10 protein-coding genes are annotated in these 16,219 nt (G+C 69.5%); 3 read left to right on the top strand and 7 right to left on the bottom strand.

The genetic code is table 11. The features are described from left to right. Window positions 1-33: 33 nt before the first annotated feature. Window positions 34-1,026, top strand: a complete 993-nt coding sequence (locus tag WMF43_RS30915; RefSeq protein WP_437670172.1) for an NAD-dependent epimerase/dehydratase family protein — start codon at window positions 34-36, stop codon at window positions 1,024-1,026. Window positions 1,027-1,508: 482 nt separating this feature from the next. Here the strand turns inward: WMF43_RS30915 and WMF43_RS30920 are convergent, their stop codons facing one another. From WMF43_RS30920 to WMF43_RS30950, 7 genes are all read right to left on the bottom strand, one after another. Further along, on the bottom strand, window positions 1,509-2,945 hold the full coding sequence (locus WMF43_RS30920; RefSeq protein ID WP_437670174.1) for a DUF1552 domain-containing protein: 1,437 nt from the start codon (window positions 2,943-2,945) through the stop codon (window positions 1,509-1,511). Window positions 2,946-2,947: 2 nt separating this feature from the next. Then, window positions 2,948-4,672 (bottom strand): DUF1592 domain-containing protein, encoded by a 1,725-nt coding sequence (locus tag WMF43_RS30925; RefSeq protein ID WP_437670176.1) that lies wholly within the window; start codon window positions 4,670-4,672, stop codon window positions 2,948-2,950. Window positions 4,673-4,900: 228 nt separating this feature from the next. Beyond that, the gene (locus WMF43_RS30930; RefSeq protein WP_437670178.1) at window positions 4,901-5,716 is read right to left on the bottom strand and encodes an SGNH/GDSL hydrolase family protein; all 816 of its coding nucleotides are present in this window, start codon (window positions 5,714-5,716) and stop codon (window positions 4,901-4,903) included. 325 nt (window positions 5,717-6,041) lie between these two features. Continuing rightward, window positions 6,042-7,379, bottom strand: a complete 1,338-nt coding sequence (locus WMF43_RS30935; RefSeq protein WP_437670180.1) for a DUF1552 domain-containing protein — start codon at window positions 7,377-7,379, stop codon at window positions 6,042-6,044. A gap of 58 nt (window positions 7,380-7,437) precedes the next feature. Further along, entirely contained in the window at window positions 7,438-8,940 is a 1,503-nt protein-coding gene (locus tag WMF43_RS30940) for a DUF1592 domain-containing protein (RefSeq protein ID WP_437670182.1), read from the bottom strand. Window positions 8,941-9,500: 560 nt separating this feature from the next. Next, entirely contained in the window at window positions 9,501-10,556 is a 1,056-nt protein-coding gene (locus tag WMF43_RS30945; protein ID WP_437670184.1) for a LacI family DNA-binding transcriptional regulator, read from the bottom strand. Between the two features lie 272 nt (window positions 10,557-10,828). Then, on the bottom strand, window positions 10,829-12,544 hold the full coding sequence (locus tag WMF43_RS30950; protein ID WP_437670186.1) for a glycoside hydrolase family 43 protein: 1,716 nt from the start codon (window positions 12,542-12,544) through the stop codon (window positions 10,829-10,831). Between the two features lie 477 nt (window positions 12,545-13,021). On the opposite strand from WMF43_RS30950, the gene WMF43_RS30955 reads away from it, so the two are divergent. Then, window positions 13,022-14,698, top strand: coding sequence for a ribulokinase (locus tag WMF43_RS30955; protein ID WP_437670188.1), 1,677 nt, complete (start codon window positions 13,022-13,024; stop codon window positions 14,696-14,698). Then, window positions 14,698-16,218: an L-arabinose isomerase gene (gene araA / locus WMF43_RS30960; RefSeq protein ID WP_437670190.1), complete on the top strand. Its 1,521-nt coding sequence runs from the start codon at window positions 14,698-14,700 to the stop codon at window positions 16,216-16,218. Before WMF43_RS30955 ends, araA begins: the two co-directional genes overlap by 1 nt. Window position 16,219 lies beyond the last annotated feature (1 nt).

Below are 16,219 nucleotides of genomic sequence, written 5' to 3' on the forward strand. Positions count from 1 at the left end.
GCGCTCGATCCGGGTTGAGCGAGGAGCGACGAGATGCGTGGAACAAAACGAGTTCTGGTCACCGGGGCGGCAGGGAAAGTCGGGCAGGCCTTCATCCGCCGGTTCCTGTCGGACCCCAGGTTCGAGTCCTGGGAGGTCCGTGCGTTATGCCACAACCGCATGCTGGAGCGGACGGCGCGCCTCGACGTGGTGCGTGGCTCGATCGAGCACAACGCCGTGGCCAAGGAGGCGGTCGAGGGCGTGAGCCACGTGCTGCACCTCGCGACCAGCAAGGAGACCCCCGACAGCGTCATGGATGTGGCCGTCAAAGGCATGTTCTGGTTGCTCGAGGCGTGCCGCGTCAGCCCTGCGTTCGAGCAGTTCATCCTGATCGGGGGCGACGCCGGGGTGGGCCACTTCTTCTATCCACATCCCGTCCCGGTCACGGAGACGCAGAAGCACAGCGCGTACCCGGGTTGTTATGCGCTGTCCAAGGTGCTCGAGGAGATCATGCTCGAGCAGTACTACGTCCAGTATAACCTGAACGGGTGCTGCCTGCGCGCGCCGTGGATCATGGAGAAGGACGACTTCAAGGCCCAGCTGTCGTTCGGAAGCGACGTGTTCGGGGGGCCGAGGTGGCGCGATTTGGTCGGGGCTGAGGCGGCAGACGGTTACGTCCGCTCGGGCGCCGTCCCTGTCATGCTCGACCCTGACGGCAGGCCGGTGAAGCGGAACTTCGTGCATGTGGAGGATCTCGTCACCGCGATCCTCATGGCGATCGACAACGAGAGGGCCCGCCGGCAGACCTTCAACGTCTGCATGGATGAGCCGGTGGACTACGGGGAGCTGGCGTCTTACCTGAAGGCTACCCGGGGCCTGCCGAGCGTGATGGTGAAGACGCCATACCGTTCGACCTGGCTGGACAACACGAAGGCCAAGTTTCTGCTCGGCTGGCGGCCGCAGTACAATCTGGCGCGGCTCGCAGACGCCGCCTTCGACTACGTGCGCGCGCCCGATGATCCACGGATCACGTGGTACCCCGGTTGACGAGCGTCACCATCGAACCGTGGCCTGAAGCACGAGCCGGGGGCCTGGTTCCGTGCCTCACGAGGCTGGTCAGGGATCCGGAGAGATTTCAACGCAAAGGCGCAAAGGCGCAAAGGCGCAAACCAGAATTTTCTCTTTTTATTTAAACGCAGAGGCACAAAGTAAAATTTCTCTGTCTCTCTGTTTTTTTGCGCCTTTGCGCCTTTGCGTTGAAATCTCTCTTCTCTCGCCGTGATCCCTGCCAAGACTTCTGACAGGCCGAACTAGGCCGACGGTGTCGGTCGGCCTAGAACATCGATCGCGTTGCTCGAGCGAGAAGAGGAGCCGCCAGTCGCCAAGGACGCCAAGACAATATCTTCTTCTTGGCGTTCTTGGCGTTCTTGGCGTCCTTGGCGCCTTGGCGTTTCGAATTTCTGCTCGTTTCAGGCAGGTTCAACCCGTTCGTCGCTCCCAGGGACCGCGGGCCACGACGGCCTGAACGCTCAAGCCGGCGCGAACAGGCCCGAAATTGCCGTCGTGTGGAGGTCGTTGTCCCCGATGACGAAGTCCGGGAGGCCGAACGCCCCTGCGCACGCCATCCACACGTCGTTGGTCGACCGGAGGCCGCGGCCGCCGTTGTCCCACACGCGCCCGCCGAGGAGCCCGGTGTTCGCGCCGCCGAAGATCACCCAGGGCATCCTGTCCCAGTTGTGCGTGCGGGTGCCGACCTCGGTCACGTAAGGGACGAGCGTGTTGTCGAGCAGCGTCCCGCCGTTCACGTCCTCGGTGTCCGCGAGCTCCTCCAGGAATCCCGCGACCTTGGTGGCGTAGAACTCCTCCACGCGCGTGAGGAACTCGAGTGTATCTCTCGTGTCGGGATCGTGGCTCGTCGTGTGGTGGACCTTGAAGACGTTCGAGTCGGGCGGCCAGTAATCGCCGAAGCTCACGTGGTTCGTGCCCGGGGCCCACTGGAAGGTCACGACGCGCGTGATGTCGCACCGGAAGGCCGCCTTGAGCACCGCGAAGTGCAGGGCGCCGATGCGCGCGTGCTTCTCGTCGTCGCGCTCGCGCACGACGTGGTTCGAGGAGTAAGGGTCGATGTACTCGCTCACGGAGATGACCTCCGGCGGCTGCTCCATGCCGCAGAAATCGGCGCTGCGCGGGTCGGCGTCGAACTCCTTCTCCACCTCGCGGATCGCCTCGACGTGCGCGTCCAGCATCTCGCGCTGCGCGCTCGGCGCGAGCTCGTGGAGGCGGCCGAGGTCCCTCCTCGCGAAGTCGAGCACGCTCTTCTTCTGCCGGCGCGCCCTGGCGAGCGCCTCGAGGTTGTCGCTCGTCGTCCCGCCGGGCATCAGCGTGCCGAACACCCGCTGGTAAACCTCGAGCGGCTGGTAGTACGGCGTCATCGGGGTCCGCGGGCCGGAGTACGACATGTGGCGCGTCGACACCTCCGGCGTGTCCGCGCGCTTGTCGCACGAGACCTGGAGCGACGCGATCGGCGCCCCCTGCAGATCGGCCGACTGCTTCACGAGCAGCTGGTCGATGCTCGCCCCCTCGGCCATCGGGTCGTCACCGCCGTTGCCGGGGTAGAGCTGCTTGGTCCGCCGGCCGGTCGCCATCAGGACGGTCCCGCGCTCGTGGCCGCCGCCGACCGACCCCTCGTAAGGCAGCTTCAGGTCGCGCAGCACCACCATCCGGTCACGCACCGGCTCGAACGGGCGCAGGATGCGCGACAGCGTGAAGTCGGTCCCGCTCCCTTGCGGCCACCAGTTCTCGTACACGGTGCCCACCGGCCGCTGGATGATGAGGAGCCGCTTCGGGCTCGGCGCGCCCTCCGCGGCCCGCTCGAGGCCGCGGAGGATCGCGAACATCCCGGCAGCGGCGCCGACGCCCTGGAGGAAGCGACGACGGGACGAGGCATAGGGCAAAATGCGGTTCATGGTCACTCCTCCTCGCTCTCGGTGCGGTCGGTGAGCACGCTCGACATCGCGATCGCCTTCACGATGGCCGGCAGGGTGCGCGCGCCCTCCGGCAGCGCCTCCACCACGTCCGCGACCTGACAGTCGTCCGGCGCGAGCCGGTCGTCGTCGGTGCCGTACGTGATGAGGTTCCGCGTCAGGCACGCGGCGAACTCCTTTTTTTGCGCGATCGCATCGGCGAACTCGACCGCGTTCGCGTAGCTGCCGGCCACCCCGGGGAGCCCCTTCAGCTCGCCGCGCGCGTCGATGGGCTCTCCCGCGAGCGTCTCTCGATAACGGCCCAGCGGATCGTAGTTCTCGAGCATCAGGCCAAACGGGTCGATCCCCCGGTGGCACGCGCCGCAGGTCGCGTTCATCGCGCGCACATCGGCGCGCTCTCGCTCGGTCATGTCGGCGTTGAGCAGGTCCGTCACCGCGTCCGCGAGCGTCTCCGGCGGGGACGGGAGCTTCGGCAGGCAGAGCAGCGCGCCGCGGACGAATAGCCCTCTTGCGACCACGCTCGTGTTGTCCGTGCGGGAGAGCGTGGCGAGGACGGACGCCTGCGTGAGCAGCCCGGCGCGCTGATCGGCGGGCAAGGTGACCGGCGAGAACTCCTCCGGCGCGCCGTCGTGCTCCACGCCGTACACCTCGGCGAGCGGCCCGTTCGCGAACGTCTCCCGCGACGAGAGCAGCTCGGAGACGTCCGCGCCGCGCTCCCAGAGCGTCGCGTCCAGGAACAGCTCGGTCTCGTGGAACATGCTCGCCTGGAGCGCGGGGCCGTACTCGGGGAACATCCCCGGATCCTTCTCCGTGCCAAACAGGTTGCTGAGCCCCCACGCCGCGAGCAGCGTGGTGCTCAGGCTGCGCCGCGTCGCCGGCAGCGCGAGCAGCCGCTCGGTCTGCCGTGTGATCTCCTCCGGGTCGCGGAGCGCCCCGGATTCGGCGGCGGCCATGAGCTTGTCGTCCGGCTGGCTGTCCGTGAGGAAGAACGAGAGCTCGCTCGCGATCTCGTGCGGCGACAGCCTCACGACGCCGTCGCGCCCCTTCTCCCCGAGCTCCGTCCGGTAGCTGAAGGAGGGCGACGCGAGGATGGCCTCGACGGCGAGCATCACGCCGCGCTCGTAGCTCTCCTCCCTCCCGAGCGCGAACACCTCCCACAGGTCCTCGAGCTCGGTCGCGCTGACCGGCCTCCGGAACGCCCGCGCCGCGAACCGGGTCAGGAAGTCGCGGGCGCACGTGTCGTCCCCGTCCGGAGCGCAGCCCGTCACCTCCTCGAAGCGCCCTTCGAGGCTCTCCGCGGCGTAAGCGGCCCTGTCGAGCCGCGCGTGCACCAGCGATGTACCGACGGTGATCCCCTTCTTCGTGAAGGGCTTGGTCCGCTCGTCGGGCGCCTGATCGGCCCGCACGGCGGCGTCCCCGAGCAGCGTCCGCACGGAGTTCGTGAACTGAAAGTCGGTGAGCAGCACGATCCGGCGCGCGAGCCGCGGCGCGCACTGCGCGTTCGCGCCAGGCGGCTCGACGCCTGGTTGCTCCTCGCCGTTGCCCCCGAGGGTGCCCGTGCACCCCGCCGCCGCCACGACGGCCGAGGCGCACGCGGCGAGCCACGCCCAGCGGCGCCGCCGGCCGGAGCGCTCCCGGGCGGCCTGCCCCTCCCCCGAGGCGGGGGACGCCGTGCGCCGAATCCGATCCCAGACCCGAGGTCGATGCATGAACAAGCCTCCCAATCTATCCCGCAGCGCGGGTGTCCGTTCGGCCCACCAGCGCTCGAGATCAGCCATGCGACATGGGACTTACCGACGTGACGATACTCGGTCACATGCGATCACTAGTCAAACTCAAACCGTTATGGCTCAGGCGTTCGGCCCGGAAGCCAAGTTTACGTCAAGGCAGCAAGCTGCGGGCTTCCGTGAACGGCGAGGCGAGGGCGCGACGCCACCTCACGGCAGGAGGTCGCCGATCGCTCCGTACCAGACGTTCGCCATGCGCACGTAGCCGGCCTCGTTCGGGTGCACCGAGTCCGGGAGCTCCGACGCAGGAAACCCGGAGTGCATGTCCACGAGCACCACGTGCCGCCCTGCGGATGCCCGGGCTTCCACGATCCCGCGGATCGCGTTGTTGTAGCTGACCACCGCGGCGTCGGAGAAGGTGACCGGAATGAGCTGCGCCACGACCACGAGCGCGTCGGGCGCCGCGGTGACGATCTTGTCCAGGAGGGCTCCCAGGCGCTGCGGCGCGTTGGAGAGGTTATCGTTCTGGATCACATCGTTGGTCCCCGCCATGAGCAGCACGATGTGCGGGCGATCCGCGAACGCGGGGGTCGGCACCAGCCCCGCGATCCCGTCGATCCTCCAGCCGCTGTGCCCCTCGTGGTTCCGCGGGAACGGGGCGCCGTCGACCATCGTCGGCCCGTTCACCAGGGATCCGACGAACGTGATGTTCTGGCCGGCGGCCCGCGCCTTCTTGAACAGCTCGATGCGGTAACCGCCGCCGCCCTGCACCCCGACCCCGTCCGTGATGGAGTCGCCGAGCGGCAGGATCTTGCAAGGATCCCCGTTCGTCGGGCACGGCGTGAACCCGCCCGCGCCTCCCCCGCCTCCCGCACCTCCCGCCCCGCCACCGGTGCCGGAGGCGTCGCCGCCGCCGCCGCCGTCGCCGCCGCCGCCGTCGCCCCCCGAGCCCGTCGCGCCGCCCGTGGTGACCCCGCCTCCACCGCTCCCGCTGGTCACGCCGCTGGTCACCCCCGCGCTGGTCACGCCCGGCGCAGCGCCCCCGCCGCCGCCGGAGCTGGTCGATGCCGCTCCTCCGGGCTCATCGGAGCACCCGCTGAGCAGCGCTGCCAGCGCCGCGGCCCCCGCCAGCGCGGCCCACGTCGAGCGGCGCGGTCTGCGACGCTCCGCATCACTCCGTTCGTGCCGCCAACGCCGTGAACAATACACTCGATCCCGATTCATCCCATTCCTCCATGCCGCCTGCGCCGGACGCCCGGCCCCGTGGAGCATTATGTGAACGTTCACACGGGGAGCTCGCCGCGCGCCCGCCGCCAGGCATCGATGTCGGCGACGATGCGCGGCGCCGCGCTCAGACCTGGACGCCCGCGAGCGGCGACGTGACCCGCCCGGCGTCGATGCCGATCTCCGTCGCGCTGGATCCCATGATCCGGACGATCGTCAGGAGCGCTTTGCTCAGGTTGTCGTTGGGGAAGTTGTGATGCTCGTCGCCGCGCAGCCGCCCTCCGGCCTTCCCCGCGAAGAGCACCGGCCATTCCGCCTTCGTGTGGACCTTGCCCCAGGCGGTGTCGGACGTGACGTACACGAGCGCCTGGTCGAGCAGGTTCGAGCTGCCGTGCGGCGTGTCCTTGAGCTTCGTCAGGAACTCGCTCAGGCAGCGCATCGTGTAGATCACGCCCTTGTCGACGCGAGGCTGCCCCGATTGATCCCCGGCATCCCCGTGACAGATGGTGTCGTGGAAGTCGTCGTTCATGTCCGACGCGAGGTGCCGGTAGTAGACGTGCGCGGCGGGCAGCGAGAACATGAACGAGAGCACGCGGGTCCTCTCGCAGGCGAGCGCGAGCGCCGAGAGCTCGACCATGGCGGTGTTCACCGCCGGGGGGGCCTCGCTCTGCGCATCCTTGCCGACGCTCGGGGCCGTCGGGCTGCTGCACGCCGCCGTCGAACCGCTCCCCGAGGTCATCGTGTCGAGGCGCCGCTCGATGGCGCGGATCGACTCGAGGTGCTGCTCCACGCGCTGCGTGTCGGCCGCCCCGAGCCGCTTCTTCAGGCTCGCGCCGTCTTGCAGGATGGAGTCGAGCACGCTCTTCCGGACCTTCGCGAGCTTCGCGGCCTGGTCCGCCCCGTCATCGCCGGGGTCGGGCTGCGCGCCGCCCGTGAACAGTCGATTGAACAAGGCCCTCGGATCGAACTCCGGGTTGTTGCGCGAGTTCGGCCCCTTGTGCGAGACCGTATGCAGCGAGTCCTGAGGGCCGGCCGGGGTCGCCGGCGTCACGCCCACCTCGAGAGAGCGGTACGGCGCCCCCGCCGAGATGCCGTCCGCGACGACCTGGTCGATGGATGCGGCCCGCACGGCGTTCCCGCTGAGCGGCGCGCCGGTCGTGGCCCCCGCCGACCCCGTGGGGTGCTCGATGCCGGGCGTCACGAGCTTGTTCTCGAGGCCCGTGATCACCGTGAGGTACGACTTGAGCGCCGCGAGCGGCTGGAGCTGGGGGCTGAGCTCCCAGGCCGAGCCGGAGCCCGTGCGCGCCGGCTTCCAGCGGCCGGGCAGGGTGCCGTTCCCGAAGAACCAGGTGACGTAGATCGGCGGAACCGGGGTGTTCGGCTGAGCGTACGCCGTGCCGCTCTCGTTCAGCATGATCTCCAGCAGCGGGAGCGGGATGGTGACGGCCGCGCCCGTCGCCAGCATGCCCCGCAGAACAGTTCGTCGGTCCAAAGCTTTGATGGTCATGGGGGGTACCGTGCGATTAGGGTTGGGGGGCGACGGACGAAAAGGCCTCGCTGGTCACGACGTCGAGGACCAGCTCGCGCAGCCTGAACCCCGACGCCTCGAACGAGGCGGCCAGCGTGTTCAGCACGCTGCCATCCACGACTCGCTCCTCGTGGCCTGCTGCATACGTGTAGTACTTGCGGACGAGGCACCGGGCGACCAGCTCGCTCGAGCTGATGGCCGCGCCGAGCTCACGCGCGTCGGCGACCGGCTGCCCGTCGAAGTCGCCGCTCGGGTCGATCGGCAAGCCATGGTCGGTCGTGCGGTAGCGGCCGATCGCGTCGAAGTTCTCGAGCGGCAGGCCCAGCGGGTCCATCAATCCATGACAGCCGGCGCAGGTGGGCTCGGTCCGGTGGATCTCGAGCCGCTGACGTTTCGTGAGGGGCTTGTCCGCGGGCGGCTCCTCGAGCACGATGTCGATGTTGCCGGGGGGCGGCGGGATGGTCCTGCACATCAGGGCGTCGCGCATGAACTTGCCGCGCAAGGTGGGGGACCCCTCTTTCTGGTTCGCGAACTGCGAGAGGAAGCCCGCCTTGCTGAGGATCCCGAGGCGCGGGCCGTCCGCAGGCAACGAGCGGAGCTCGAAGGTGCTCGAGCTGAGGCCGGTCGTGTCGATACCGTAGAGCTGGGCGAGCTCCGTGTTGACGACGACCTTGGGGGTCGAGAACAGGTCGAGCGCGCTCGCTTGCTCGTCGAACGCGAGCGCCTCCCAGGTGCCTCGCATGTCGCGGACCATCCCCTCTTGCAGCGCGGCGCCGTACTCCGGAAACAACGTCCGATCTTTCGCCTGCGTGCCGAGTCGATCGAGCCGCATGTACTCCTCGGCGAAGGCGCCGACGGCCTCGCGTCCCGCGGGCTCGTCGAGCATCCGCGTCGCCGCCGCGCGGATCCCCTCCGCCGTGTCGAGCGTCCCGCTCGCGGCCTCGTCGAGCAACGCCTTGTCCGGCAGGCTGTTCCACACCAGGAACGCGAGCCGGGACGCCATCTCGTAGCCCGTCAGGCGAAGCGACCCATCGGCGCTCGGAGCGCCGAGCTCCGCCCGATACAGGAAGTTCGGAGACGTGAAGAGCGCCACCGTCGCCCAGCGGACCCCCTCGACGGGGCTGCCGAGCTCGGTCGCGGCGTCCGCGGCGATCGTCGCGAGCCGGTCGAGCTCGGCGGCCTCGAGCGGGCGGCGCCACGCGCGGCGCCCCTGCGCCTGGATGAAGCCGCGCACGCAGGCGTCGTCCTGCGCGCCGCTCGGCGTACAACCGATGAACTGCGCCCGCTTCACGGAATCCGCGAACACCACGTCCACGGCGCTCTCGATGGCCGCGTGGTACTGCTCGACGCCTCGCTCCGACGTCACGACGGTCGAGGCGCCGATAACCGCAAAATTTCCATTCCAGCTGTCGGCATCGAGCTCATTGATATCGACGTCCACCTGGAACACGTCGCGCACGGCGTTGCGGAATTGCGTTCTCGTCAGACGGCGCAGCATCCCGGCCGCGGGCTCGAATGGCGGAGGGTCCGTCGCCCCGGCCGAGCCCGTCGACGGTCCAGCGTTTCCCGCGCCGCCCAGCGGGTCATCCAGCGTGCCCGTGCACGCGGCCGCGGACGCGAGCGCGCAGGCGGCGACGACTCTTCTCGAGGAACGGAGCCCGTTCCAGGACGATTTCCTCATCTCGTACTCCGATCGTGCAACGGGTTGACGACGCACGGGAACCCGCACTGGGGACCATGCCTCAGGGCAACAGCTCGCACCGCGAAGCCCGCCTCGCCCGGCGCAGCCTTGGCGAGACGGCAATCACCATCAATCAACGATCAACGCCGCGACGACCGAGCGGACATGGCCGGCGCGCAGCTCGATACCGGTCCCCAGGTGACGAAGGGCCCGGGCACACATGGCCCCCCTCCATGACAAAGCAAAAGGATAGCCCGGGACGAGATTGTGAGCGTTCACATGGCCGATGTCAAACAAAACCGACGGCGCGCGGCCCTCCCCGGAGCCACCCGATGGATGGCCAGGCCGGCGGGTCTACGCCGGAGGCTCGCGCGAGCTCATCGGCCCCGGGGGACGGCGGCGGCGGCGCTCTTGCGCAGGACCAGCTCGGCCTCGACCACGACGCGCGCATCGGAGCGCTGTCCGCTCTCGATCTGCCCGAGCAGCAGGTGGAGGCACCGGCGCCCGAGCTCGGAGAAGTCCTGGCGGACGGTGGTGAGCGGCGGCGTGAAGTAGGCCGCCTCCGGGATGTCGTCGAAGCCGACGATGCTGATGTCCCGCGGCACCTCGCGGCCGATCTCGTGGAGGTAGCGGAGCAGGCCGAGCGCCATCTGGTCGTTGGCCACGAACACGGCGGTGACGCCTGGCGTGCGCGAGAGCTGCGGGGCGAGCTCGTAGCCCGAGCGCGCGCTCCAGTCGCCGCGCAGGAGGGGCGGCACCTCGACGCCGGCGGCCTCCAGCACCGAACGCCAGCCGTCGATGCGCTGGTCGGCCTCGAGCCAGTCGGGCGGACCGGCGATGTGCCACACGGTCCGGTGACCCAGGTCGAGCAGATGGCGGGTCGCGGCCGCCGCGCCGCCGTGCTGGTCGACGGCGACCACCGGGACCGAGTCGTCCGGCCCCCCCTCGACGGCGACCACCGGCACGTTGGAGGTGACGTGGCGGAGCGCGTCCACCGCCGACCGCTGCGGGGCGATGACGACGATGCCGTCGGCGCCCTGATCGCACAGCCGCTTCACCGCGTCGACCACCGGCGCGCGGCTGAACGACTTCAGGCTGGCGATGCTGACGCCGTACCCGGCGTCGTGCGCCGCCTCCTCGATCCCGAGGAGCGTCGACGCCGGGCCGTAGAGCGTCGTGTCGAAGCTGACCACGCCCAGCGTCCGCGAGCGCCCGGTCACGAGCGCCTGCGCCACGGAGCTCGGGCGGTAGTCGAGCTGGCGGATCGCCTCGAGCACGCGCTCCCGCGTGTCGGGGTGCACGTGGGGGCTGTCGTGCAGGACGCGCGAGACCGTCTGGTACGAGACGCCGGCGAGCTTGGCCACGTCGACCATGACCGCGGCCCGGCGCCCGCCTCGCTTGACGCGCCGCTCCGGTGGAGACTTGTCAACCATCGGGGCCGGAGCTTAGTCGCGGCCGGGCGGATTGGAATCCACATCGAGCACGACCGCGGCACGGCGCCCGCGCCGCTTGACGCGCCGCTCCGGAGACGACGAGCCGGCCGCCGGAGCACGAGCTCGGCAGAAACCGGCGGACTGGCGTTGACGGCGGACAGGTGAACGTTCACAGGAAGGTCTCCTTCTCCGGCTTCGCCCTAAGAGGGCCGTTCTGCGCGCCGAGCTCGTCGTCGTCGGGGTCGATCTCGGGATGGCCGCCCGGTGGTTCTCTACATGCAGCGGAGATCTCCGGGGGCCCCGCGGCGACCGGCTCGTCGCGCACGACGCCGCCGCGCGACGACCGCGCCCAGCGCGACCATGGCGCCGACCACGCCCGCCGGGGAGCTGGGCCCCGAGCCGGTGCGGAACGAGCACCCGCCCCTGTGCTCGCTGCCGCCGCCCTCCGGGGCGGCGCCACCGCCGCCCGTGCCGGACCCCGCCGTTCCTCCGCTGCCGGTTGTCGCTGCGCCGCCGTCGTTCCCGCCCCCGCTGCCCGTCGCACCCCCGCTCCCCACACTCGTGGAGCTCCCGCTCGTCGGATCCGGATCCGGATCCGGAGCGTCGAGCGGAGTGAATTTCCACCAGTTGAAGTTGAACAGGGAGCCGCCTCCACCGGTGAACTTCAGGTACAGATCGTGGACCCCCGTCGCACCGTCGACCGTGCAAGAGGTGGTGACCCACGTCTGGGGGCCGCCGGTACCCCCGACCGCGCAGGTCCCCACCAGCGTGCCGGCCGCGCCGTCGAGGCGCAGCTCGATGTTGCCGCCGCCGGTCGCCGAGGCGACCCTCGCGTCGAAGGACACCGCGCCGGTGCCGAAATCGACGCCCTTCACTTTGATGTAGTCGCCGTTCTCGATCGATGTGACATTGATCCCGCCCTCGCTGCATGCCTCGGTCTCGACGCCGGACTCCCAGGCGATGGTCTCGGCCTCCGTCATGACGTACGGGTTCAGGTTGCCGGCGCCGGGCGGCCCCTCCTCGGTCATCGAGATCGTCGGGAATGTACCATCGGCGTTGAAGGTGAACCCCTCGACGGCCGCCGAGCGGTGAAAACCGTGACCGCCCGGCAGAGCGCCGTTGTGATAGAAGAAGTACGAGTTGCCCTTGAAGTCGATGACGCCAGCGTGATTGGTGAAACTGCCGCCTTCCGTGGGCATGATGACCCCCCGGTAAGTCCACGGGCCGGTCGGGCTGTGGCTCGTGGAGTAGGCGATGTACTCGGGGATGCCGCCGGCGGCGTATACCAGATAGTACAGCCCATCACGTTTGTAGAGCCACGGGCCTTCCTCGTACAGCGTCTGACGATCACCGTTCCCGGTACGCCGCCCGAAGCTCTCCGTACGCATGGGCACGCGCACGACGTCTCCCTGGTACGAGATCATGTCCTCGTTCAGCTTCACGTAACACAGGCTGGGGTTTCCCCAGTACAGGTAGGCTTGGCCGTCGTCGTCGATGAACGGCGTCGGATCGATGTCGCCGCAGTTGGCGGTGATCAACGGCCGTCCGAGGGCATCCTCGAACGGACCGGTGGGGCTGTCCGACACGGCCACGCCGATGGTCATCCTGCCGAGCGACCTGCTCGTCGTGGGAACATAGAAGTAGAACTTCCCGTTCCTGTGGATGGCCTGACCTGCCCACGCGTCTCCCTTCGACCAGCTGAAGTCGCTGAACTTCAGCGGAGATCCGTGGTCCGTCCAGTTCACGATGTCCGTGGACGAATACACCCTCCACTCGTTCATCCCGAACCAATCCGTAGCGCTGTCCTCGTCGTGCCCGGTATAGAGATATACCGTGCCATTGTGGACCATGGGTGCAGGATCGGCGGTATAGATGGTCTGTACGATGGGATTGTCCGCCCGGGAGATGGACGGGAACGCGGTCACGCCACCAACCAAGAGCGCCGCAATGCTGCGCTTACGCTGCAAATATACAGCAATCGTAGCCATTCTTGGACCTCGCTGCTCTGCTGCAACTTCGCCAGGCATCGCCGGGTGACGCAGATCGCTCAGGCGCTCACGCTCCCGGCGCTCCTCGGGTCTCCGGATGCGCGCAGGCGTCGCGCTCGGCGCGACGAGGGGGGCGCCGAGCTGGATCGAAGGATGAAGCTCGCGGCGCGCGTGACGGCCCACGCAGGGCGAAGCAAAAGGATACCGCTCAGGCTTATTGTGAACGCTCACATGGCGCCCGTCAATCGCAAATCGACCGTGAATCGACCGGCCCGAGGGACGACACGAGCACGCTGGCGCCCGTCGCTCTTGACGCGCCGCTCCGGAGCGGACCTGCCAGCCGTCCGGACCCGAGCGCAGCGGATGGACCAGCCGACCGGACCCGAGCGCAGCGGACGGATCGATTGGCGTTGACATCGTGCGTGTGAACGTTCACAGTGACACTTCCTCCTTCGACTTCGCCCTGAGATGGCAGCCATGAGCACCGGGACCTTCGTCATCGGGATCGATTTCGGCACCGACTCCGTTCGTTCGGTCGTCGCGGACGCGCAGAGCGGCGCGCTCGCGGGGGCGGCGGTCGCGCCCTACCCGCGCTGGGCGCAAGGTCGTTACTGCGACCCGCACGCGCACCGGTTCCGCCAGCACCCGCTCGACTACCTGCACGCGATGGAGGTGTCGATCCGGTCGGCGCTGAGCCAGGCGGGCGGCGACGTCGCCTCGCGCGTGCGCGGGATCTCGGTCGACACCACCGGCTCCACGCCGGTCCTCGCCGACGCGAAGGGCAGGCCGCTCGCGCTCCACCCCGGCTTCGAGGAGGACCCGGACGCGATGTTCATCCTCTGGAAGGACCACACCGCCGTGGCCGAGGCGGCGCGCATCAACGAGCTCGCCCGCGCCTGGGGCGGCGTGGACTACACGAAGTTCTCGGGGGGCGTGTACTCGTCCGAGTGGTTCTGGGCCAAGGCGCTCCACGTCCTCGAGGTGAACCCGGCGGTCGCGCGCGCGGCGGTCACCCTCCTCGAGCACTGCGACTGGATCCCCACGGTCCTCACCGGCACCGAGGAGCTCGGGCACATCCGGCGGAGCCGCTGCGCCGCAGGCCACAAGGCGATGTGGCACCCGGAGTTCGACGGTTACCCGTCGAGCGATTTCCTGGCGAAGCTCCACCCGCGCCTGCCCGCGCTCGGGGCCACCCTCGGCTCGCGGACCTGGACCGCGGACGAGCCCTTCGGGACGATCTCGCCCTCGTGGGCCGCGACGCTCGGCGTTCCGGAGGACACCGTGGTGGGCGTCGGCGCCTTCGACGCGCACATGGGCGCGGTGGGCGGCGACATCCAGCCTCACCACCTGCTCAAGGTCATGGGCACGAGCACGTGCGACATGCTCGTCGTCCCGAAGACGGGCGCGCCGGAGGTCCTGGTCGCCGGGATCTGCGGCCAGGTCGACGGCTCGATCCTCCCGGACGCGATCGGCTACGAAGCAGGGCAGTCCGCCTTCGGCGACGTCTTCGCGTGGTTCAAGCAGCTGCTCAGCTGGCCGCTGCGCGCGCTCCGCCCGGCCGACGCGGGGGCGTCCGATCCTTCCTGGGACGCCGCCGCCGACGCGCTCATCGAGCGGATCATCCCCGAGCTGGAGAAGGCCGCCGCGCAGATCCCGCCGGCGCGGAGCTCGGTGCTCGCGCTCGACTGGTTCAACGGGCGGAGGACGCCGGACGCGGACCAGCGGCTCAAGGGCGCGCTCGTCCGCCTCGATCTGGCCACCGACGCGCCGCGGGTCTACCGCGCGCTCGTCGAGGCGGTCGCCTTCGGGTCGCGCGCCATCGTCGAGCGCTTCCGGGCGCAGGGGATCCGCATCGACGGCGTCATCGGCATCGGGGGGGTCGCGCGCAAGAGCCCCCTCACCATGCAGGTCCTGGCGGACGTGCTCGACATGGCCGTCGAGGTCCGCGCCGGCGAGCAGCCGGTCGCCCTGGGCGCGGCGATGTTCGCCGCGACGGCGGCCGGCCTGCACGCTACGATCGAGGACGCGCAGCGCGCGATGTCGCCCGGGACCGAGGCCCGTTATCGGCCGGATCCCGCGCGCGTGAGGCTCTATGACGCGCTGTACAGGGAATATGTCGAGCTCGGTTCCTTCGCGGAGAAGGAGCTGACGTGATGAGCGGAGTCACCATGCAGGATCTTCGAGAAGGCTTCGAGGTGTGGTTCTTGACCGGCAGCCAGGATCTCTACGGCGAGGAGGCGCTGAAGCAGGTCGCCGAGCACTCGCGGGAGATCGCCGAGCACCTCGACGCCTCGGGCAAGCTCCCGGTCAAGGTCGTCTGGAAGCCGACGCTCAAGAGCCCCGAGGCGGTCCTCGCCGTCTGCCGCGAGGCGAACGCGTCGCCGCGGTGCGCCGGCGTGATCACGTGGATGCACACGTTCTCGCCCGCGAAGATGTGGATCGCGGGGCTCATGCGCCTGGAGAAGCCGATCGCCCACCTGCACACGCAGTATAACCGCGAGCTCCCCTGGGACAGCATCGACATGGACTTCATGAACCTGAACCAGTCCGCCCACGGGGACCGCGAGTTCGGGTACATCGGCGCGCGCCTGCGCATCGAGCGGAAGGTCGTCGTCGGCCACTGGAAGGACGACGACGTCCTCGGCAAGCTCGACGTCTGGTCGCGCGCGGCCTGCGCGCTCGTCGACGCGCGGCGGCTCAGGATCGCCCGCTTCGGCGGCATGAACATGAGAGAGGTGGCCGTCACCGGCGGGGACCGCGTCGAGGCGCAGGTCAAGCTGGGATGGTCGGTGAACGGCTACGGCGTGGGCGACCTCGTCGGGCGCATCGCCGACGTCGACGAGCGCGAGGTCGATCGGCTGGTGGCGGAGTACGACGAGGCGTACTCCGTCGCTCCCGCCCTGAGGAAGGGCGGCGAGCGCCGCGGCGATCTGCGTTATGCGGCGAGGCAGGAGGCGGCGCTGCGCACGTTCCTCCAGGAGGGCGGCTTCGGCGGGTTCACGACCACCTTCGAGGACCTGCACGGGCTCAAGCAGCTCCCCGGCCTCGCGGTGCAGCGGCTCATGGCCGAGGGCTACGGCTTCGGGGCCGAGGGCGACTGGAAGACGTGCGGCCTCGTCCGCGCCCTGAAGGTCATGGCGACCGGGCTGCGCGGGGGCGTCTCCTTCATGGAGGACTACACCTATCACCTCGTCGATGGCAAGGAGCGAGTCCTCGGCGCCCACATGCTCGAGGTCTGTCCGTCGATCGCCGCACGCAAGCCGTCGCTGGAGATCCACCCGCTCTCCATCGGCGGCAAGTCGGACCCGTGCCGGCTGGTATTCGACGCCGGGACCGGGCCCGCCGTGAACGTGGCCATGATCGACATGCGCGGCCGCATGCGGATGGTCGCTAACGAGCTCGAGGCGGTGCCGCCCGAGGAGGAGATGCCGAAGCTGCCGGTGGCGCGCGCGGTGTGGATCCCGAGGCCGGACTTCAAGCTCGCGTGCGAGGCCTGGATCCTCGCGGGAGGCGCCCACCACTGCGCGCACAGCCGCGCGGTGACCATGGAGCACGTGGAGGACTTCGCCGCCATGGCCGGCGTGGAGCTGGTCCGCATCGGCGTCGGGACCGAGATCCGCGCGCTGAAGAACGAGCTCCGCTGGAACGACATCGCCTACCGGCTGGCGCACTGAG

The organism is Sorangium sp. So ce131, from assembly GCF_051519095.1.
Classification (GTDB): Bacteria; Myxococcota_A; Polyangia; order Polyangiales; family Polyangiaceae; genus Sorangium.